The sequence below is a fragment of the Blastococcus saxobsidens genome, assembly GCF_010682065.1.
Lineage (GTDB): Bacteria > Actinomycetota > Actinomycetes > Mycobacteriales > Geodermatophilaceae > Blastococcus > Blastococcus saxobsidens_B.
Window position 1 is genome coordinate 108,536 of record NZ_JAAGWG010000015.1, and the last position, 19,572, is coordinate 128,107.

Genomic DNA, 19,572 nt, shown 5'->3' on the forward strand with positions numbered 1-19,572 from the left:
GCTCAGGGCGCGGGCTGCGGCTCCTGGTAGGGCAGCGCCTCGGCGAGCGGGACGGTCAGCGCGGTGACCGGAGCGCTGTCGACGCCTGCGGGCAGCCGGACCTCGACGTACACGGGGCGGTCGACCGCCGTCCACACGGTGGTGTCGGGGTCGCTGGTGTCCACGTGCCACAGGACGCCGTTGATCTGGATGCCGGAGGCGGTCGCCACCCAGCCGGCGGGGCGGTCCACCCCGCAGGTGAGGACGACGGGCGGCTCACCCCACGCGTAGACGTAGGGGGTGTCGGACTTCACCCGGCGGGAGGGCTCCCCGGCGAGCTCCAGCGGCAGGTTCCCCATGAGGGCCGGGCACGACGCCTCCGCCTCGGGCGTCACCTCGGGGACGTCCAGCGGCAGCACCGGGAGGTCCTCGGGGCGGACGGGGGTGCGCCCGTCGATCTCGGCCGGCGCGCCCTGGCCGGCGCGCGGATCGCTCGTGCCGGCGGACGGGTCGCCGAGCACGTTGACGAGCACGACCAGCGCGATCACCACCGGGACGGCGATCGCCGTGGTGAGCAGGGCGGCCCGGCGCAGCGGGTCCACGGGGCTACCCGGTCAGATGTTGACGACCGGGCAGGTCAGCGTGCGGGTGATGCCGTCGACCGACTGCACTCGCGCGACGACCAGGCGACCCAGGTCGTCGACGGTGTCGGCCTCGGCGCGCACGATGACGTCGTACGGGCCGGTCACGTCCTCGGCCCGGGTGACGCCGCTGATCTCGGCGATGGTCGAGGCGACCTGGGCGGCCTTGCCGACTTCGGTCTGGATGAGGATGTAGGCGTGGACCACGGGAGATCCTTCCTCCGGCAACAGTGCCGAGACGTCGTCCCCGCCGGGTGGCGGACTCGTCGGCAACCTACCCCAGCAGCTGGAGGACTTCGGTGAGTCGCCCCCGTCCGCTCGTTCCGCGCAGCGATCCCGCCGACAGCGTGCGCGTCGTCGGGGAGTTCGGCGTGATCGCCCGCGTGCTCGCCCGCTCCGGCACCGCGGCGGCCGCCGAGGTGGGGCCCGGTGACGACGCCGCGGTGGTGCGGGCCGCCGACGGGCGCGTCGTCGTCACCACCGACGTGCTGGTCGAGGGCCGGCACTTCCGGCGCGACTGGTCCTCGGCCGAGGACATCGGGCACAAGGCGGCCGCCGCCAACCTGGCCGACGTCGCTGCGATGGGGGCGACGACGACCGCGCTGGTGGTCGGGCTGGCGTGCCCGCCGGACACCCCGACGGGCTGGCTCGAGGGCGTGGCCACCGGCATGGCCGACGAGTGCGCGCCGATGGGCGCCGCCGTCGTCGGTGGTGACACCGTCGCGTCGGCCCCGGACAGCGCCGGCGTGGTGCTCTCGGTGACCGCGCTGGGCGACCTCGGTGGGCGGACCCCGGTGCGGCGCTCGGGGGCGCGTGCCGGGCAGGTCGTGGCGCTGGCCGGGCGGCTGGGCTGGTCGGCGGCGGGGCTGGCGGTGCTGCGGCGGGGCTTCTCCAGCCCGGTGGCCGTCGTCGCCGCGCACCGGCGGCCCACGCCGCCGTACGCCGCCGGACCGGCCGCCGCGGACGCCGGGGCCTCGGCGATGTGCGACGTGAGCGACGGCCTGGTGGCCGACGCCGGGCACCTGGCGCGCGACAGCGGGGTGGTGATCGACCTGGACTCGGCGGCGCTGGCCGCGGCGTGCCTGGAGCCGGTCGGGCCGCTGCAGCAGGTGGGCTCGGCGCTGGGGGTGGACCCGATGGCGTGGGTGCTCAGCGGCGGGGAGGACCACGCCCTGCTGGCCACCTTCCCGCCGAAGGCGGTGCTGCCCCCCGGGTGGACGGTGATCGGCGCGGTGCGTGCGCCGGGCAGGGAACCGGGTGTGCGGGTGGACGGCCGCCCGGCGGCCGAGGCGCTCCACGACGTGGGCGCGGAGAGGGCGGGACATGTCCACTTCGGCTGAGCGGGTGCTGCGCGACGGGTCGGTGGCCCGGCTGCGCCCGGTGCCCTACGACGACCCGCTGGCGCAGGCGCTGGTCGAGGCGGTGCAGCAGGAGTACGTCGCGCGGTACGGCGGCCGCGACGCCGCTCCCGTCGACCCCGCGGAGTTCCTGCCCCCGGCCGGGCTGTTCCTCGTCGCCGAGGTCGGCGGCGTGCCGGCCGGGTGCGGGGCGTGGCGGGTCTACCCGCCCGGCGGGGTGGAGATCAAGCGGGTCTACGTGGCGCCGGCCTTCCGCCGGCTGGGCCTGGCCCAGACGGTCATGGCAGAGCTGGAGTCCTCCGCCGTCCGCGCGGGGCACCGGTCGGTGGTGCTCAACACCGGCGACAAGCAGCCGGAGGCGGTGGCGCTGTACGGGGAGCTCGGCTACCTGCCCGTCGAGGGCTACGGGGTGTACGCGTGCTCGACCGACGCGGTCTTCCTGGGCAAGGCGCTGGCCGCCGAGCTGCCGGCGGAGGAGGGGGAGTCGTGGGCATCGTGACCGTCTCGGCGTCCTACGGAGCGGCGGGCGCGGAGATCGCGCCGGCGGTGGCCGACCGGCTCGGGCTGCCCTTCCACGACCGGGCGATCCCCGGGCGGGTGGCCGGCCGGCTGGGGGTCCCGGTGGCCGAGGCCGAGGCCAACGACGAGACCGTCGTGCGCGGCCTCTGGCGGCTGGTGGCCTCGCTGGGCACCATGCCCGACCCCGTGGGTGCCGTCGTCCCCGGGACGCCGCTGCCCGACGCGCGGGCCTACCGCGAGCAGACCGAGCGGGTCCTCGCCGAGATCGCCGAGGGCGACGGCGGGGTGGTGCTGGGCCGAGCCGCGGCGATGGTGCTGCGCGACAGGCCCGATGCGCTGCACGTGCGGCTGGACGGACCGCGGGAGCAGCGGCTGTCGTCGGCCGTGGCCCGCTCGGGGCGTCCGCGCGAGGAGGTGGCCCGGGAACTGGCCGCCGCCGACCGGGGGCGGGAGGCCTACGTGCGGCACTTCTACCGCTGCGACCCGGCCGAGGCCAGGCACTACCACCTCGTCGTGGACACCACGGCGCTGCCGCTGGAGACCGGCATCGAGCTGGTCGTCGCCGCCGCGCGCGGGCGGGGCATCGGCCGGTAGCCCGCGCGCACGAAGAACCCCGGGGGTCCGAGGACCTCCGGGGTTCTGTCGATCAGCGGGGCGCGGAGCCCCCGAGCTCAGGCGCGGACGACCTTGCCGGCGCGGATGCACGAGGTGCACGCGTTGATCCGGCGACGGTTGCCGGGGGCGATCAGCGCCCGCACGGACTGGATGTTCGGGTTCCAACGGCGCGGCGTGCGCCGGTGCGAGTGCGACACCGACATACCGAAACCGGGGCCCTTGCCACACACATCGCAGTTGGCAGCCACGGTTGATCACTCCCAGAAGAATCGTTCACAGACGGCGGGGCAAGGCAGCACCCGCGACAAGACCGTCCAACACTCTAACCGGTTCTCCGGCGGGGCGTCGCGGCACCCTCCCGGCGGGGCACGTTCGGGCGGTCCTCCAGCCGATGATGCCCGATCCTGTCGGCCCGGGTGGGTAGCCTTCCCCCGTGCTGACGGCGCTGGACGACGCCGCGGTCGGTCAGTGGTGCCGCGCCGCGGTCGAGGCGCTGTCCGGCGCCAGGAGCCGGCTCGACGAGCTGAACGTCTTCCCGGTCCCCGACGGGGACACCGGCACCAACCTCCTGCACACCGCGGAGGGTGCGCTCGCGGCCCTGGACTCCGCGGGTGGGCGGGAGGCGACCTGGCCGGTCCTGGCCCGTGGCGCGGTGCTCGCCGCCCGAGGGAACTCCGGCACGATCCTGGCCCAGCTGCTGCGCGGTCTGGCCGACCAGCTGACCGCGCAGCCGCCCGCGGAGGGGCCGGCGTTCGCCGCCGCCCTGCAGAAGGCGGCCGACGGCGCCTACGCCGCCGTCGCCGACCCCGAGGAGGGCACCTTCCTGACCGTCGCCCGGGCTGCCGGCGAAGCGGCCGTGGCGGCCGTCGACGACGGCGCGGGCGAGCTCGCCGCCGTCGTGCGCGCCGCGGCCGACGGCGCCCGGGTGGCCCTCGACCGCACGCCCGGGCAGCTGGCCGCGCTGCGCGAGGCCGGCGTGGTCGACGCGGGCGGCGCGGGGCTGTGCCTCGTGCTCGACGCCCTCGTGCGCACCGTCACCGGCGTCGAGCCGGTGCGCCCGGCCCTGGCGCTGCCCGAGCACCACCACCGGCACGAGCACGCCCCGCACCAGCCCCCGCCCGGTCCGGGCAGCGAGGTGCAGTACCTGCTGGCCGACGCCGACGAGGCGGCGGTCGAACGGCTGCAGCAGCGGCTGGCCGCCCTCGGCGACAGCCTCGTGGTCGTCGGGGTGGACACCCCCACCGGCCGGGAGTGGAACGTGCACGTCCACGTCTCCGACGTCGGAGCCGCCATCGAGGCCGGCATCGAGGCCGGCCGCCCGCACCGCATCTCGGTCACCCCGCTTGCGCCCGTGTGGCACCCGGAAGCGGTGCCCGGACGGCGCGCGGTCGTCGCCGTCGTGCACAGCGACGGCCTGGCGGCGTTGTTCGCCGCCGAGGGCGCGCGGGTCGTCGTCTGCGGCGAGGGTGGCGTCACCGAGGACGACATCCACGCCGAGATCCTCGCCTCGGGGGGTGAGGAGGTGGTCGTCCTGCCCAACGACGCCGGCCTCCTGCCCGTGGCCTCGCGGGCGGCCACCCGCGCCCGGGAGACCGGCCGGGAGGTCGGCGTGGTCCCGACGCGCTCCCCGGTGCAGGGGCTGGCCGCCGTCGCCGTCGCCGATGCCGAGCGACGCTTCGGCGACGACGTCATCGCCATGGCCGAGGCCGCCGCGGCGACCCGGTGGGCCGAGGTGACAGTCGCCGACCAGGAGGCGCTCACCTCGGCGGGCCGGTGCCACCCCGGCGACGTCCTTGGCTCCGCCGAGGGCGACGTCGTCGTGATCGGTCCCGACGTCGCCGCCGTCGCCTGCGACCTGCTGGACCGGCTGCTCTCGGCCGGCGGCGAGATGGCCACCCTGGTCGTCGGGGAGGACGAGGAGCTGGGCGCCACCGTCTGCGCCCACCTGTCCTCGGCCCACCCGACGGTCGAGGTCGTCCGCTACGGCGGTGGTCCCAGCTCGCTGCCCCTGCAGATCGGGGTGGAGTGAGCGTGGCGGTCACCCTCGGGACCCCGCTGTCGAAGGTCCTCGGCCCCAAGACGGCCACCGGCATGGCCGACCAGCTCGGGCTGCACACCGTCCTGGACCTGCTCCGGCACTACCCGCGCCGCTACGCCCGGCGCGGTGAGCAGGCCGACCTCGCCGACGTCCAGGTGGGTGACCGGGTCACCGTGCTGGCGCAGGTCCGGAGCGTGACCAGCCGGCCGATGCGCAACCGCCGGGGCTCGCTCACCGAGGTCGTCGTGGGCGACGGCAGCGGGCGCATGAAGCTGGTCTTCTTCAACCACCGGCACGGGCAGCTGAAGGTCAACGCCTGGGGGATGTTCGCCGGCACCGTGGGGGAGTACCGCGGGGAGAAGCAGTTCGCCCACCCCGACATGCACCTGCTCGACAGCAGCGACGACGAGACCGACTGGGCGCGGGCGCTGGTGCCGATCTACCCGGCGAGCAAGGACGTCTCCAGCTGGGTCATCCAGAAGTCGGTCAAGCTGCTGCTGGGGGCGGGCGGTGGGTTCGGCGAGCTGATCGAGGACCCGCTGCCGGAGGAGATCCGCGCCCGCCACGGGCTGCTGCCCCTGGCCTCGGCGCTGCTCGACATCCACCGCCCCACCACCACCGAGGACGTCGAGCGCGCCGAGCAGCGGCTCAAGTGGGACGAGGCGCTCACCCTCCAGCTGACCCTGGCCGCCCGGCGCCGCGCCGCCGCGCTCGAGCCGGGCATCTCCCGCCCGCGGCGGGCCGGCGGCCTGCTCGACGCCGTCGATGCCGCCCTGCCGTTCGCCCTCACCGAGGGGCAGCGCGAGGTGGGCGAGGAGCTGGCCGCCGAGCTCGACCGGGACCAGCCGATGCACCGGCTGCTGCAGGGCGAGGTCGGCTCCGGCAAGACGGTGGTGGCGCTGCGCGCCATGGCCCAGGTCGTCGACGCCGGCGGCCAGGCGGCGCTGCTGGCCCCCACCGAGGTCCTCGCCGCCCAGCACGTCCGCGGCATCCGCGCCCTGCTGGGGCCGCTCGGTCGCGCGGGGGAGATCGACGGGGACCCCGCCGGCACGCGGGTCACCCTGCTCACCGGGTCGCTGAAGGCCGCCGCCAAGCGGGAGGCGCGGGCCGAGGTGGCCGAGGGGCGGGCCGGCATCGTCGTCGGTACCCATGCGCTGCTGCAGGAGGGCGTGGAGTTCGCCGACCTCGGGCTGGTCGTCGTCGACGAGCAGCACCGGTTCGGTGTGGAGCAGCGGGACGCCCTGCGGGCCAAGGGCAGCCGGCCGCCGCACGTGCTCGTCATGACCGCCACCCCGATCCCGCGGACGGTGGCGATGACCGTCTACGGCGACCTGGAGATCTCCACCCTGCGCCAGCTGCCGAGCGGCCGCGGCGGGGTGTCCAGCTCCGTCGTCCCGGTGGTGGAGAAGCCCGGCTGGCTGGACCGGGCCTGGGAGCGGCTGCGCGAGGAGGTCGCCGCCGGCCGGCAGGCCTACGTCGTCTGCCCACGGATCGGCGACGTCACGGGCGCCGAGGACGAGCCCGAGGACGCCGACGGCGCCCCGCCGGACGAGGACGGGCGCAGCGACCGGCGGCCGCCGCTGGCCGTCCTGGACGTCGCCGAGGCGCTGCGTGCCGGCCCGCTGGCCGGGCTGCGGCTCGAGGTCCTGCACGGCCGCATGACGCCCGAGGAGAAGGACGGCGTCATGCGCGCCTTCGCCGCGGGTGAGACCGACGTGCTCGTGGCCACGACCGTCGTCGAGGTCGGTGTCGACGTCCCCAACGCCACGGTGATGGTGGTCCTGGACGCCGACCGGTTCGGCGTCAGCCAGCTGCACCAGCTGCGCGGCCGGGTCGCCCGGAGCAAGCACGCGGGGCTCTGCCTGCTGGTCACCGAGGCCCCGTCGGCCTCGCCCACCGGGCAGCGGCTGGCCGCCGTCGCCTCCACCTCCGACGGCTTCGAGCTGGCCCGGCTGGACCTGGAGACCCGGCGCGAGGGCGACGTCCTGGGCGCGGCGCAGTCCGGCCGGCGCTCGGGGATCAAGCTGCTCTCGCTGCTGGCGGACGAGGAGCTCATCGCCGAGGCCCGCGGCGAGGCGACCGCGCTGCTGTCCACCGACCGGGGCCTGGCCGACCACCCCGGGCTGGCCGCCGAGGTCGCGGCGCTGGCCACCGACGAGCGCGCCGAATGGCTGGAGAAGGCATGACCCGGTTGATCGCGGGGGTCGCGGGCGGCCGGCGGCTCAAGGTGCCCAGGACCGGCGTGCGGCCCACCGGCGACAAGGCCCGCGGTGGCCTCTTCAACTCCCTGGGCTCCCTGCTCGACCTCGAGGGCGCCGCCGTCCTGGACCTCTACGCCGGCTCCGGCGCGCTCGGGCTGGAGGCGCTCTCGCGCGGGGCGACCAGCGTCGTCTTCGTCGAGTCCGGGCCCGGCGTGCTCCCCGTCCTGCGGGAGAACCTCGCCACGGTCGGGCTCCCCGGGGGCCGGGTGGTCGCCGGCTCGGTGCCCACCGTCGTCGCCGCCCCGGCACCGCAACCGTTCGACGTCGTCCTCGCCGACCCGCCCTACGCCGTCCCCGTCGAGGAGGTGGAGGGGGTGCTCCGCGCCCTGGTCGACGGCGGGTGGCTGGCGCCCGGTGGGGTGGTCGTGGTCGAGCGGGCCAGCCGCGAGGATCCCTTCGAGTGGCCGACACCCCTGGAAGGACTGCGCGAACGGCGCTACGGCGAGGCCGTGCTCCGGTACGGTCGGCGTCCGTGAGACGTGCCGTCTGCCCAGGATCGTTCGACCCTGTCACCAACGGGCACGTCGACGTCATCTCCCGGGCGGCCGCCCTCTACGACGAACTGGTCGTGGCGGTGCTGGTGAACCCCGGCAAGGCGGGGCTGTTCTCCGTCGAGGAGCGCATGGAGCTGCTGCGCGACGCGGTGGCCGACCTGCCCAACGTCACCGTCGACAGCTTCCAGGGACTGCTGGTCGACTACTGCCGCACCCACGAGATCCCGGTGATCGTCAAGGGGCTGCGGGCGGTCAGCGACTTCGAGTACGAGCTGCAGATGGCGCAGATGAACCGTGAGCTGGCCTCGATCGAGACGCTCTTCGTGCCCACCGCGCCGCAGGTCGGCCACCTCTCGTCCAGCCTGGTGAAGCAGATCGCCACCTTCGGCGGCGACGTCTCCCGGCTGGTGCCCAAGGCCGTGTTCGACCGGCTGGCGGAGCGCACCGGACGGGCGGAGAAGTGACCCGCCCGAAGCGGCTGGCCACCACCGAGGTCGTCTACCGGCTGTACGAGACCGTCGACGAGCTGACGACGGTCATCGAGAACGCCCGCAGCGTGCCGATGTCGAGCTCCTGCATGGTTCCCCGCGACCACGTGCTGGACCTGCTCGACGACCTCCGCGAGTCGCTGCCGGAGGACGTGCAGGCCGCCGGCGCCATCGTCGAGCAGCGCACCGAGATCCTCCAGCAGGCCCAGGCCGAGGCCGAGCGCCTCACCGGCCGGACCCGCACCGAGAGCGAGCAGCTGGTCGTGCAGGCCCGCCGGCAGCGCGACGAGATCCTGGGCACCGCCCGGCGGCAGCGCGACGAGCTGCTGGCCGCCGCGCAGGCCGACGCCGAGCAGATCCTGCTCGAGGCGGAGGCCGAGGCCGAGGCGCTGCTGGCCGAGGGGCGCCGGCTGCAGGACCAGATGATCGCCGAGGCGCAGACCGAGCACGAGCGGCTGATCACCGAGACCGAGGTCTACCGCAGCGCCGTCGACCGCGCCGACGAGCTCGGCGCGCAGTCGCACGCCGACGCCGCCCGCATGCGCGCCGAGGTGGACGAGTACGTCGACACCCGGCTCGCGGAGTTCGGCACGACGCTGGAGCGCATGCTCCGTTCGGTGGAGAAGGCCCGCACCACCCTCCGGGAGCCCTAGAGGGACACCCTGCTCCCCAGCGTCCGCAAGCTCACAGCGGGACCCTGAAGGGGGCCGGAGGGATCGGGTAGGCTCGTTCCCTGGTCCGACCCCCGTGGCTTCCGCCCCGGCCGGGCACCCTTCCCGCTCACCGACCGCGAGTACCGACATGCCTGCTTCCCTGCCGCACCGCACCGGCGCCCCGTCCGCCCAGGACCGGCGTCCCGCCGCCAACCCCTGGAAGGTCGACCTCCGGGAGCTCGGGCGGCGCGCGGGCTCCATGCAGGAGCTGGACCGGACGGCGCCCGCGCCGGGCGACTGGCGGGTCGAGCTCCTCGGCGTCCCCGAGGGCGCGGAGGCCCAGCTGCGGCTCCGACTGGAGTCGGTCATGGAGGGCGTGCTGGTCACCGGCGAGATCGAGGTGCCCGTCGTGGGTTCCTGCGCCCGGTGCCTGGAGCCCATCGAGGACAGCCTCCGGCTCGACGTCCAGGAGCTGTACGCCTACTCCGGCAGCACCACCGAGGCCACGAGCGAGGAGGACGAGGTGCGCCGGATCGAGGGCGACTTCCTCGACCTCGAGCCGTTGGCGCGCGACACCGTCGTCCTGAGCCTCCCGCTGGCCCCGGTCTGCACCGAGGACTGCGCCGGCCTGTGCGTCGGCTGCGGTCAGCGGCTCGACGACCTGCCCGCCGACCACTCGCACGAGATCATCGACGCCCGCTGGGCCGGTCTCGCCGCGAAGTTCGGCACCCCTGCTTCCTCGTCGGGCACCCCCGACGAATCCACCACCCCAGAGGAGAACTGATCGTGGCTGTCCCGAAGCGGAAGATGTCGCGCGCCAACACGCGCATGCGCCGGTCGCAGTGGAAGGCCACCGCGCCGACCCTGTCGCCGTGCCCGAACCGCGCCTGCGGTGAGCTCAAGCCCCCGCACCAGGCGTGCCCGACGTGCGGCCAGTACGACGGCCGTCAGGTCCTCTCGGTCTGATCACCGGAACCCGCACCGCCACCGCCATGGGGACGCCGGCCGCCGCGACGCATCCTGCCCAGGATGCCGCGGACGGCCCCGCCCCCGGCGTGGTGATGCATCCCGGTGGTGAGGCGCACGCCCGTCGGGCCGACGCCTGGCTCGCCGACGCCCTCGGCGTCGACCTGCCCGGCGGCCTGCTGGGACTGGCGCTCACCCACCGGTCGTTCGCGTACGAGAACGGCGGGCTGCCGACCAACGAACGCCTGGAGTTCCTGGGCGACTCGGTGCTCGGTCTGGTCGTCACCGACGAGCTGTACCGCAGCCAGCCGGACCTCCCCGAGGGCCAGCTGGCCAAGCTGCGTGCCTCCGTGGTGAACATGACCTCGCTGGCCGGGGTCGCCCGGCGCCTGGGCGAGGGCGGGCTCGGCCCGCTGCTGCTGCTGGGTCGCGGCGAGGAGACCACCGGCGGCCGGGAGAAGGACTCGATCCTGGCTGACGCGATGGAGGCCCTCATCGGCGCGATCCACCTCGGCCGCGGGCTGGAGGTCGCCTCGGCGATCGTCCACCGGCTCTTCGACCCGCTGCTGGTCGAGGCAGCGACCCGCGGCGCCGGCCTGGACTGGAAGACCAGCCTCCAGGAGCTCGGCGCCGCCCAGGGGCTGGGCGCGCCGGTCTACCAGGTGGCCGACGAGGGCCCCGACCATGCCAAGACCTTCACCGCCGACGTGTTGCTCGCCGGGGTCGTCCGCGGCAGCGGCAGCGGCCGCACCAAGAAGGCCGCCGAGCAGGAGGCCGCCGAGGCCGCCTGGCGCGCACTGTCCATCGACGCCTGATCGACGGAGGGTCGACCGTTGCCTGAACTGCCCGAGGTCGAGGTGGTCCGTCGCGGCCTCGAGCAGTGGGTCGCCGGCCGCACCGTCGCCGCCGTCGAGGTGCACCACCCGCGGGCCGTCCGACGGCACCTCGAGGGCACCGGCCACTTCGTGCAGGCGCTGACCGGCCGCACGTTCACCGCTGCTCACCGCCGCGGCAAGTACCTCTGGCTGCCGCTGGCCGAGCCCGACGGCACTCCGTCGGACCGGGCGCTGGTCGGCCACCTGGGCATGAGCGGCCAGTTGCTGGTGGAGAAGCCGTCCGCACCGGACGAGACCCACCTGCGGGCCCGGTTCACCTTCACCGACGGCGGCCGCGAGCTGCGTTTCGTCGACCAGCGCACGTTCGGGGGGCTGGCGGTCGAGGAGAGTGACGGCGACGGCGTCCCGCCGCGGCTGGCGCACATCGCCATCGACCCGCTCGACCCCGGCTTCGACGTCGACGCGTTCGCCGCCGCGCTGCGCCGCCGTCGCACCGAGGTGAAGCGGGCGCTGCTCGACCAGACCCTCATCGGCGGCGTGGGCAACATCTACGCCGACGAGGCGCTGTGGCGGGCCCGCCTGCACGGCACCCGCCCCACGGACAAGCTCACCCGGGCCCAGGTCGCGGACCTGTTGGACGGTGTCCGGGACGTGCTGGGGGAGGCGCTCGCGCAGGGAGGGACCTCCTTCGACTCCCTGTACGTCGACGTCAACGGGCAGAGTGGCTACTTCTCCCGCTTCCTCGCCGTCTACGGCCAGGGCGACCGGCCCTGCCCGCGCTGCGGGACGGCGATCGTCCGTGAGCCGTTCATGAACCGGTCCAGCTACAGCTGCCCCACCTGTCAGCCACGCCCGCGAGCTCGCCGGAAGGCCTGAGCTCGTCACCGGGACGTGACGAATCCGACATCACCCGGTCACCTCAGGCACCCGGTGCCGCCGTTGACCTGCGGATCGGTCGGTGTCACCCTGGGAGCACCAGACCGCGCCGACCGTTCATCGGGGCGCCGGTCACCCCCACTCGCTGTCTGAAAGGCCGTCACAGCCATGGCCAAGGCCCTGTTCGGTTCCGTCGTCGCTCCCGCGGAGCTGCGGGTACTCGAGGAGAACGCACTCCTGCGGGCCAAGGTCCGCCGGCTCGAAGCCGAGCTCGACGAGCTGCGCGCCCAGCGCGACGCCGCCATCGCCCACGAGCTGCTCTCGATGGCCGGCGACACCGAGCCCGCGCTCGCCTGACCTTTCACACCCGCACCACCGGCCTCGCGGCCCCCCTGAACGGGCCCGAACAGGGCTAGAGTCTCCTTCCCGTGCACCTGTCGAGCCTCACGCTGAAGGGTTTCAAGTCCTTCGCGTCCGCCACCACGCTGCGGCTCGAGCCCGGGATCACCGCCGTCGTCGGCCCCAACGGGTCGGGCAAGTCCAACGTCGTGGACGCCATCTCCTGGGTGCTCGGCGAGCAGGGCGCCAAGAGCCTGCGCGGCGGCAAGATGGAGGACGTCATCTTCGCCGGCACCGCCGGCCGGCCCGCGCTGGGCCGCGCGGAGGTGACGCTGACGATCGACAACACCGACGGCGCGCTGCCGATCGCGTACACCGAGGTGTCGATCACCCGCCGCATGTACCGCTCCGGGGAGAGCGAGTACGAGATCAACGGCGACAAGGTGCGCCTGCTCGACGTGCAGGAGCTGCTCAGCGACTCCGGCATCGGCCGCGAGATGCACGTCATCGTCGGCCAGGGGCAGCTCGACGCCGTCCTCTCCGGCCGCCCCGAGGACCGACGTGCGTTCATCGAGGAGGCCGCCGGGGTCCTCAAGCACCGCAAGCGCAAGGAGAAGGCGCTCCGCAAGCTCGACGGAATGCAGGCCAACCTCGACCGGCTGGCCGACCTCACCGTCGAGCTGCGCCGCCAGCTCAAGCCGCTGGGGCGGCAGGCGGAGGTCGCCCGCCGCGCCGCCGGGGTGCAGGCCGACCTGCGCGACGCCCGCCTGCGCCTGCTGGCCGACGACCTGGTCCAGCTGCGCGACGCCTGGGACCGCGACGTCGCCGACGAGACCGCCGCCCGCGAGCGCCGTGCCGTCGTGGAGCGGGAGCTGTCCGCCGTCTCCCGCCGGGAGTCCGAGCTGGAGAGCGACCTGGCCGCGAGCGCGCCCCGGCTGCAGGCGGCCTCGGACACCTGGTACCGGCTCTCGGCGCTGGGCGAGCGCTTCCGCAGCGTTGCCCAGCTGGCCGGCGAGCGGCACCGGCACCTGTCCGCAGCGGGGCCCGCGGCCGCACCCGGCCGCGACCCCGACCAGCTCGACGCCGAGGCCGACCGCGTCGCCGCCACCGAGGCCGAGCTCGCCGCCGGTCTCGCGGCCGAGCGGGAGCGTCTCTCGGCCGTGGTCACGGCACGGACCGAGCTGGAAGCAGCCCTGGCCGAGGCGGAGAAGGCCTGGGTTGCCGCCGCCCGCGCGCTCGCCGACCGGCGGGAGAGCCTGGCCCGGCTGTCCGGGCAGGTCGCCGCCGCGCGCTCTCGGGTGGGTGCGGGGCAGGCCGAGATCGACCGGCTGACCCTCGCCGCGGCCGAGGCCACCGACCGCGCCGAGGTGGCCGCCGAGCGGCTGGCCGACCGGCGCGGCCAGGTCGCCGAGCAGGAGGACACCGACCTGGCGCTGGTCGCCGCGCACGAGGACGCCGTGGCCGCGCACTCCGCCGTTGCCCGCCGGGTGACCGAGCTGACCGAGGCCGAGCGCGCCGCCGAGCGCGACCGCGCCTCCTGGCAGGCCCGGCGGGACGCGCTCGCGCTCGGCCTCACGCCGGCCGACGGCGCGGCCGCGGTGCTCGGCGCGGGGCTGTCCGGCGTGATCGGCCCGGTCACCGAGCAGCTGACGGTCGCCGCGGGCGACGAGGTGGCGATCGCGACCGCGCTGGGTGGCATGGCCGAGGCCGTGGTCGTCTCCGGGGTCGCCGAGGCGGCCGCGGCGCTGGACCACCTGACCAGGACCGACGGCGGACGCGCCGGGCTGCTGGTCACCGGCGGGCTGCCGCCCGTGCCCCGCGAGGGCTGGCCGGAGCTGCCCGCCGGCACCCGGTGGGCGCTCGACGCCGTGCAGGCCCCCGAGCCGCTGCGCCCGGCGCTGGCCCGCGCCCTGGAGCGGGTGGCGCTCGTCCCCGACCTCGACGCGGCGGTCGCCCTGGTGCGCACGCACCCCCGGGTCCGCGCCGTCACCGCGACCGGCGACCTGCTCGGTGCCGACTGGGCGGTGGGCGGCTCGACCGACGCGCCGTCCAACCTGGAGCTGCGCGCCCGCGTGGACGAGGCGGCCGCCGAGCTCGTCGCCGCCGTCGACCGGGCCGCCGAGCTCGCCGAGCGGCTGGCCGCCGCCCGGAGCGAGGCCCGCGACCGCTCGGCCGACGTCGAGACGGCCATGGCCGCGCGGCAGGCCGCCGACCGCAGCCGGTCGGCCGAGGCGGCCGCGCTCGCCGAGCTGGGTGCCGCGGCTCGGTCGGCGGCGTCGGAGGCGGAGCGCTCGCTGGCCGCGCGGGTCCGGGCCGAGCAGTCGCTGGAGCAGGTCCAGGAGTCGCTCACCCGGCTGGAGGCCGAGCTGGCGCAGGCCGAGGCCGCGCCGGTGGCCGAGGAGCCGCCCACCGAGGAACGTGACCGGCTGCGCGCCGAGGTGGCCGCGGCCCGGCAGGCCGAGACCGAGGCGCGCCTCGCCGTGCGGACGGCGGAGGAGCGGGCCCGCGCCCTGCAGGGCCGCGCCGACTCGCTGCGCCGCCAGGCCCGGCAGGAGCGGGCCGCGCGCGAGCGGGCCGCCGCGGCCCGGGTGGCCCGGATCCGTGGCGCCCAGGTCGCCGCGGCGGTCCGCCAGGACGCCGAGGCAGCCCTGACGGCGCTGGGCTCCTCGCTGGCGCGCGCCGCGGCCGAGCGCGACGCCCTGGCGACGTCCCGCAGCGGTGCGGAGGCCGAGCTGCTCGAGGTGCGCAGCCGGGTCCGCGCCGCCACCGCCGAGCTCGACCGGCTCACCGACGAGGTGCACCGCGACGAGGTGGCCCGCACCGAGCAGCGCTACCGGATCGAGTCGCTGGAGGCCAAGGCCGCCGAGGAGTACGGCGTCGACCTGCCCACGCTGCTCGCCGAGTACGGCCCGGCCGCGCTCGTCCCGCCGTCGCCGCAGCAGGAGGCCGAGGCGGAGGCGAAGGGGGAGCCCGCGCCGGACCCGGTGCCCTACGAACGCGCCGTGCAGGAGCGCCGCGTGGCCCGCGCCGAACGCGACCTCGCCACTCTGGGCAAGGTCAACCCGCTGGCGCTGGAGGAGTTCGCGGCCCTGGAGGAGCGGCACACCTTCCTGGCCACCCAGCTCGAGGACCTCAAGAGCACCCGCAAGGACCTGCTCACCGTCGTCCGCGAGGTCGACGACCGGATCCACGACGTGTTCGCCAAGGCCTTCGCCGACGTCGCCCGGGAGTTCGAGCAGGTGTTCGCCACCCTCTTCCCGGGTGGCGCCGGCCGGTTGGTGCTCACCGAGCCCGACAGCATGCTGACCACCGGCGTCGAGGTCGAGGCCCGCCCGCCGGGCAAGAAGGTCAAGCGGCTGTCGCTGCTCTCCGGTGGGGAGCGGTCGCTGACCGCCGTCGCGCTGCTCGTGGCGATCTTCCGCGCCCGCCCGTCGCCGTTCTACGTGCTCGACGAGGTCGAGGCCGCGCTGGACGACGTGAACCTGGGCCGGCTGCTGGTGCTGGTCGAGCAGCTGCGGTCGACGTCGCAGCTGATCATCATCACCCACCAGAAGCGGACGATGGAGATCGCCGACGCGCTCTACGGCGTGAGCATGCGCGGCGACGGCATCACCGGCGTCATCAGCCAGCGGCTCCGGGAGCTCGAGACGGCCTCCGCCTAGACGCCGCTGCGGACCTCGAGGTCGACGACGACCGGCAGGTGGTCCGAGGCTCCCTCGGCGTCCAGGACGTAGGCCCCGGCGACGGAGACCCCCGAGGAGACCCACACCTGGTCGATGCGCCGGTGCGGGGACCGTGCCGGGTGGGTGTTCCCGGCGTCGGTCTGCCAGAACTTCCAGCCGGCCTGGTCGTCGCGGGCGCGGGCGAGCTGCCAGGCGTCGGTGAACCGCTGCCGCAGCACGTCCAGCTCCGGGGCGTCGGGCTCGGTGTTGAAGTCACCGACCAGGACGCCGGTGTCCATCGGCTCGGTGTGCAGCCCGGCGATGGCCGAGACCTGGGCGGCCCGCTCCTGCGCCGATCGGGTGGTCAGGTGGGTGGCGGTGATCCACAGCGCGCCGCCGTCGAGCTCCACCATCGTGCGCAGCGCGCTGCGCGGCTCCCCGCCGCCGGGCAGCCGGTGCACATCGCTGATCAGGATGGGCAGCCGGGACAGCAGGGCGTTGCCGTACTGGCGGGGCGGCTGGTCGCCCGGGCGCTCCTCCTCGATGGCCGGTCCCCACGCCAGCTGCATGTCCAGCGCGCGGGAGAGCAGCAGCGCCTGGTCGACGTCCTCGCTGCGCGCCCCGTACCGCCGGTCCACCTCCTGCAGGCAGATCACGTCGGCGTCGACCGAGGCCAGCAGCCGGGCCAGCCGCGGCAGGTCGTGCCGGTCGTCCTCGCCCACGCCGTGGTGGGTGTTGAAGGTGACCAGCCGCACCGGGATCGGCGGCTGGTCGGGACCGGGGGCCGGCTTCGTCACAGCGCCACCTTCTCAGGCGTCGGAGAGTGGCTCGTCGAGCACCTGGCGCAGATGCTCGTCGCCCTGTTCCGACACCGACAGCAGGAACCGCGCCTCCCGGCCGCTCAGCACCAGCTCGCCGATCTGGTTGCCGAAGAACGGCCCGGCCTTCTTCTCCCACTCCAGCTCGGTGGGCTCGGCCTTGACCATGCGGGCCAGGCGTTCCGTCCACCGGCGCGCCGCCCGGCTCCAGCCGATCTTGAAGCCGACCCGGATCGGGTGCGGTGCCTGGTTGTGCAGCGGGGAGACGGTGAGCTGGTGCACCCGGGCCTCGAGCCCCCCGGGGTGCACCAGCTCGGCCGCGTAGGCGTGGTGGACGTCGCCGGAGAGGACCAGCGCCGTCGCCGGTGCCCGGCCGTGCTCACCGCGGGCCACCGCGGTCAGTGCCGCGCCCAGCCGCTCGAACGAGTGCCCGAAGGCCGACCAGTGCTCCAGGTCCGCGCCCTGCCGCACCTTCTCGGCGAGCCGCCCGCGGAGCTTGCCGTGGTGGCGCACGTTGAGCGTCTCGTTCCACCGCTCCAGGTTGTGGATCGCGTGCGGGAGCAGCCAGGGCAGTGAGGTGCCGACGACGACGTGCTCCACGCCCTCGTCCACCGCGCGGCGCATGGCGCCCTCGACCCAGGCGAACTCGTCCTCGTCGAGCATCCGGCGGTGCTGCTCCTCCAGCACCCGGCCGGCCCGGCTGTCGACCATGATCAGCCGCACGTCGCCCCAGTGCCGCACGAAGCTCCACCGGATCGTCGCCGGTTCGGCGTCGGCCAGCTCGGCCATCGCGCGCAGCAGCGGCTCGGCGTCCCGCTCGGGGTCGTCGGCGCTCAGGTCACCGATCGCCTGCCAGGTCTTGTTCTCCGCCAGCTCGCCCGGGCTCAGGTTGCCCAGGTGCTGATAGACCCAGTAGCTGACCAGGCCGCCGGTGATCCGCCCCTGCCACCAGGGCTCCTGGGACGCCGTGGCCCGCCAGGCGGCCGAGGTGTTCCAGTCGTCGATCATCTCGTGGTCGTCGAAGATCATCGACGACGGGATGGTCGACAGCAGCCACCGCACCTGCGGGTCCTGCCAGGACTCGTAGTAGAGGCGGGTGCACTCCTCGAAGTCCGCCACCTGGTCGTCCGGCGAGCGCTGCTCGGTGCGGCGGTCGCGCAGGCGGTGCAGCAGCGACTTCGTCTTCTCGGTGAGCTCGTCGGCGTACACCTGGTCACCGAGGAGCACGAGGGCATCGGGCCACCGGTCCTCCGGCTGGGCCGCGATCCGCTTGGCGTACAGGTCCAGCGCGTCCGGCGGGATGCCCTCGGAGTCCTCGACGGTGTAGGGGCTGGCGTACCGGCACGAACCGAAGGCGAGCCGGAAGGCGCCCTCACCGCCGGGTGTCCGGATGCGGCTGGGCGGGAACTCCGACTCGGCGGGCGGCCAGACCCGCACGCCGTCCAGGTGGACCTCGTAGGGGGTGACGCTGCCCGGCTCCAGGTCCTCCACGACGACGAGCGCGTAGTGGTGCCCGGCGACGGAGAACGTGTGCGCCCGGCGGTCCAGGACGGTCACCTCGCACGGCCGGTCGACCTCCACCCAGAGCGTCGCCGAGACGGGGTCGACGTGCCGCAGCAGCGGTCCGAGGAGGAGGGCCGGGGCTGTCCGGTCGGTGTGCGGCATGGGGACAGCCTGGCCTACCGGCCCCGCGACGGCTCCCGGTGTCCCGGCCGCCGCCACCCGTACGGGGCTGGGAGACTGGTCGGCATGGAATTCGTGCTGATCGCGATCGGGATCCTCGTCGTAGCGCTGATCACCGGGATCAGCCTGCTCGCCAGCCGCGGCCGGCGGACGATGCGCCTGGACGACGACGCCGCAACCGGCACGACGCTGACCCGGCCGCGCCCGGCGCCCCCTGCCGAGCCGCGACGGCCCGTCGGCTCGACGGCCTCGGGGCTGGGGACGCAGACCGACCAGCCCGACGCAGTCGTCCCCGACGCCCCGCCGACGGTCGAGCTGCCCCCGGCCGAGCCGGAGCCGGGTCTGGTCTTCGACTCACCGCTGCCGTCGGCCGGCCGGCTGGTGCGGCTGCGCTCGCGCCTGGCGCGCTCGCAGTCCTCGCTGGGCCGCGGCCTGCTCACCGTGCTGGCCCGGGAGAAGCTGACCGAGGACGACTGGGAGGAGATCGAGGAGACCCTCCTGGCCGCCGACATCGGCATCGCCGCCACCACCCAGATCGTCGAGCGGCTGCGCACCCGGTCGATGGTGCTGGCCACCGCCTCCGGGAACGAGCTGCGGGAGCTCCTGGTCGACCAGCTGACCGCCGTCCTCGGCCCCGACCTCGACCGCACGCTCGGCACCGACCGGCACGAGGGGCGCCCCGGCGTCGTGCTCGTCGTCGGGGTCAACGGCGCGGGCAAGACGACGACGGTCGGCAAGATCGCCCGCGTGCTCGTCGGGGACGGCAAGAGCGTGATCCTCGGCGCCGCCGACACCTTCCGCGCCGCGGCGGCCGACCAGCTGGAGACCTGGGGCGAGCGGGTGGGCGTGCTGACCGTCCGTGGCAAGGAGGGCGGTGACCCCGCGGCGGTGGCGTTCGAGGCGGTGCGCACCGGCGTGGAGGCCGAGGTCGACACCGTCGTCGTCGACACCGCCGGGCGGCTGCACACCAAGTCCGGCCTGATGGACGAGCTGGGCAAGGTCAAGCGGGTCGTGGAGAAGCAGTCGCCGGTCACCGAGGTGCTGCTCGTCCTCGACGCCACGACCGGGCAGAACGGCGTCGTGCAGGCCCGAGTGTTCACCGAGGCGGTCACGGTCACCGGTGTCGTCCTCACCAAGCTCGACGGCACTGCCAAGGGCGGCATCGTCGTCCGGGTGCAGCAGGAGCTGGGCATCCCGGTGAAGCTCATCGGCCTCGGCGAGGGCCCGGACGACCTGGCGCCCTTCGAGCCCCGCGCGTTCGCCGAGGCGATCGTCGGCTGACAGCCGCGGGAGCATCGCAGCGAGCGCCAGCGAGCGAGGAGCGGACCGCGGCGCGGAAGCCGACC

At 75.2% G+C, this 19,572-nt stretch carries 20 protein-coding genes; 15 read left to right on the plus strand and 5 right to left on the minus strand.

The window, feature by feature from the left end; genetic code table 11:
- Positions 1-2: 2 nt before the first annotated feature.
- Positions 3-581: a DUF3515 family protein gene (locus tag GCU60_RS11835; protein WP_163205406.1), complete on the minus strand. Its 579-nt coding sequence runs from the start codon at positions 579-581 to the stop codon at positions 3-5.
- A gap of 12 nt (positions 582-593) precedes the next feature.
- Positions 594-827 carry an Lrp/AsnC ligand binding domain-containing protein gene (locus GCU60_RS11840; RefSeq protein WP_104529649.1) on the minus strand — a complete coding sequence of 78 codons (234 nt, stop codon included), beginning with the start codon at positions 825-827 and terminating at the stop codon, positions 594-596.
- A gap of 92 nt (positions 828-919) precedes the next feature.
- On the opposite strand from GCU60_RS11840, the gene GCU60_RS11845 reads away from it, so the two are divergent.
- The 3 genes from GCU60_RS11845 to GCU60_RS11855 are packed head-to-tail and all read left to right on the plus strand — an operon-like array spanning position 920 to position 3,091.
- On the plus strand, positions 920-1,960 hold the full coding sequence (locus GCU60_RS11845) for a thiamine-phosphate kinase (protein ID WP_163205408.1): 1,041 nt from the start codon (positions 920-922) through the stop codon (positions 1,958-1,960).
- Positions 1,944-2,477, plus strand: coding sequence for a GNAT family N-acetyltransferase (locus GCU60_RS11850; protein WP_163205410.1), 534 nt, complete (start codon positions 1,944-1,946; stop codon positions 2,475-2,477). The genes GCU60_RS11845 and GCU60_RS11850 overlap by 17 nt, the downstream gene beginning before the upstream one ends.
- Entirely contained in the window at positions 2,465-3,091 is a 627-nt protein-coding gene (locus GCU60_RS11855; RefSeq protein ID WP_163205412.1) for a cytidylate kinase family protein, read from the plus strand. Before GCU60_RS11850 ends, GCU60_RS11855 begins: the two co-directional genes overlap by 13 nt.
- 77 nt (positions 3,092-3,168) lie before the next feature.
- Here GCU60_RS11855 and rpmB read toward each other — a convergent pair whose 3' ends face one another.
- Complete coding sequence (gene rpmB / locus GCU60_RS11860; RefSeq protein WP_104523111.1) at positions 3,169-3,360, minus strand: 50S ribosomal protein L28; 192 nt, start codon at positions 3,358-3,360, stop codon at positions 3,169-3,171.
- A 185-nt stretch (positions 3,361-3,545) separates the two neighbouring features.
- On the opposite strand from rpmB, the gene GCU60_RS11865 reads away from it, so the two are divergent.
- The 11 genes from GCU60_RS11865 to smc all read left to right on the plus strand — a co-directional run bounded on the left by GCU60_RS11865 (position 3,546) and on the right by smc (position 15,725).
- The gene (locus tag GCU60_RS11865; protein WP_163205415.1) at positions 3,546-5,141 is read left to right on the plus strand and encodes a DAK2 domain-containing protein; all 1,596 of its coding nucleotides are present in this window, start codon (positions 3,546-3,548) and stop codon (positions 5,139-5,141) included.
- 2 nt (positions 5,142-5,143) lie between these two features.
- Positions 5,144-7,336 (plus strand): ATP-dependent DNA helicase RecG, encoded by a 2,193-nt coding sequence (gene recG, locus GCU60_RS11870; protein ID WP_345770550.1) that lies wholly within the window; start codon positions 5,144-5,146, stop codon positions 7,334-7,336.
- Entirely contained in the window at positions 7,333-7,887 is a 555-nt protein-coding gene (gene rsmD / locus GCU60_RS11875; RefSeq protein WP_163205419.1) for a 16S rRNA (guanine(966)-N(2))-methyltransferase RsmD, read from the plus strand. The genes recG and rsmD overlap by 4 nt, the downstream gene beginning before the upstream one ends.
- Positions 7,884-8,369, plus strand: a complete 486-nt coding sequence (coaD, locus tag GCU60_RS11880) for a pantetheine-phosphate adenylyltransferase (protein ID WP_163205421.1) — start codon at positions 7,884-7,886, stop codon at positions 8,367-8,369. Before rsmD ends, coaD begins: the two co-directional genes overlap by 4 nt.
- Positions 8,366-9,046 carry a hypothetical protein gene (locus tag GCU60_RS11885; RefSeq protein WP_163205423.1) on the plus strand — a complete coding sequence of 227 codons (681 nt, stop codon included), beginning with the start codon at positions 8,366-8,368 and terminating at the stop codon, positions 9,044-9,046. The genes coaD and GCU60_RS11885 overlap by 4 nt, the downstream gene beginning before the upstream one ends.
- A 148-nt stretch (positions 9,047-9,194) precedes the next feature.
- On the plus strand, positions 9,195-9,830 hold the full coding sequence (locus GCU60_RS11890) for a YceD family protein (protein ID WP_163205425.1): 636 nt from the start codon (positions 9,195-9,197) through the stop codon (positions 9,828-9,830).
- 2 nt (positions 9,831-9,832) lie between these two features.
- Positions 9,833-10,012, plus strand: coding sequence for a 50S ribosomal protein L32 (gene rpmF / locus GCU60_RS11895; RefSeq protein WP_014377519.1), 180 nt, complete (start codon positions 9,833-9,835; stop codon positions 10,010-10,012).
- Positions 10,013-10,038: 26 nt separating this feature from the next.
- Positions 10,039-10,827, plus strand: a complete 789-nt coding sequence (gene rnc / locus GCU60_RS11900) for a ribonuclease III (protein ID WP_163205427.1) — start codon at positions 10,039-10,041, stop codon at positions 10,825-10,827.
- Between the two features lie 18 nt (positions 10,828-10,845).
- The gene (gene mutM / locus GCU60_RS11905) at positions 10,846-11,724 is read left to right on the plus strand and encodes a bifunctional DNA-formamidopyrimidine glycosylase/DNA-(apurinic or apyrimidinic site) lyase (RefSeq protein WP_163205429.1); all 879 of its coding nucleotides are present in this window, start codon (positions 10,846-10,848) and stop codon (positions 11,722-11,724) included.
- Between the two features lie 168 nt (positions 11,725-11,892).
- Positions 11,893-12,081, plus strand: a complete 189-nt coding sequence (locus tag GCU60_RS11910) for a hypothetical protein (RefSeq protein WP_163205431.1) — start codon at positions 11,893-11,895, stop codon at positions 12,079-12,081.
- Between the two features lie 71 nt (positions 12,082-12,152).
- Entirely contained in the window at positions 12,153-15,725 is a 3,573-nt protein-coding gene (gene smc, locus GCU60_RS11915; protein WP_163205434.1) for a chromosome segregation protein SMC, read from the plus strand.
- On the opposite strand, the gene GCU60_RS11920 is transcribed toward smc, so the two are convergent.
- Both GCU60_RS11920 and GCU60_RS11925 read right to left on the minus strand, forming a co-directional pair.
- Positions 15,722-16,522: an endonuclease/exonuclease/phosphatase family protein gene (locus GCU60_RS11920; RefSeq protein WP_163205436.1), complete on the minus strand. Its 801-nt coding sequence runs from the start codon at positions 16,520-16,522 to the stop codon at positions 15,722-15,724. The genes smc and GCU60_RS11920 overlap by 4 nt on opposite strands.
- Positions 16,523-16,534: 12 nt before the next feature.
- The gene (locus GCU60_RS11925) at positions 16,535-18,208 is read right to left on the minus strand and encodes an alkaline phosphatase D family protein (protein ID WP_163205438.1); all 1,674 of its coding nucleotides are present in this window, start codon (positions 18,206-18,208) and stop codon (positions 16,535-16,537) included.
- A gap of 84 nt (positions 18,209-18,292) precedes the next feature.
- Here GCU60_RS11925 and ftsY point away from each other — a divergent pair, with 84 nt between their 5' ends.
- The gene (gene ftsY, locus GCU60_RS11930; RefSeq protein WP_163205440.1) at positions 18,293-19,507 is read left to right on the plus strand and encodes a signal recognition particle-docking protein FtsY; all 1,215 of its coding nucleotides are present in this window, start codon (positions 18,293-18,295) and stop codon (positions 19,505-19,507) included.
- The last annotated feature ends 65 nt before the right edge of the window (positions 19,508-19,572 follow it).

Coding starts and splice junctions, on each gene's coding strand:
- GCU60_RS11850 (WP_163205410.1), top strand. CDS start 1,944: ATGTCCACTTCGGCTGAGCGGGTGCTGCGCGACGGGTCGGTGGCCCGG.
- rsmD (WP_163205419.1), top strand. CDS start 7,333: ATGACCCGGTTGATCGCGGGGGTCGCGGGCGGCCGGCGGCTCAAGGTG.
- GCU60_RS11890 (WP_163205425.1), top strand. CDS start 9,195: ATGCCTGCTTCCCTGCCGCACCGCACCGGCGCCCCGTCCGCCCAGGAC.
- rnc (WP_163205427.1), top strand. CDS start 10,039: ATGGGGACGCCGGCCGCCGCGACGCATCCTGCCCAGGATGCCGCGGAC.
- GCU60_RS11910 (WP_163205431.1), top strand. CDS start 11,893: ATGGCCAAGGCCCTGTTCGGTTCCGTCGTCGCTCCCGCGGAGCTGCGG.
- GCU60_RS11925 (WP_163205438.1), bottom strand. CDS start 18,208: ATGCCGCACACCGACCGGACAGCCCCGGCCCTCCTCCTCGGACCGCTG.
- ftsY (WP_163205440.1), top strand. CDS start 18,293: ATGGAATTCGTGCTGATCGCGATCGGGATCCTCGTCGTAGCGCTGATC.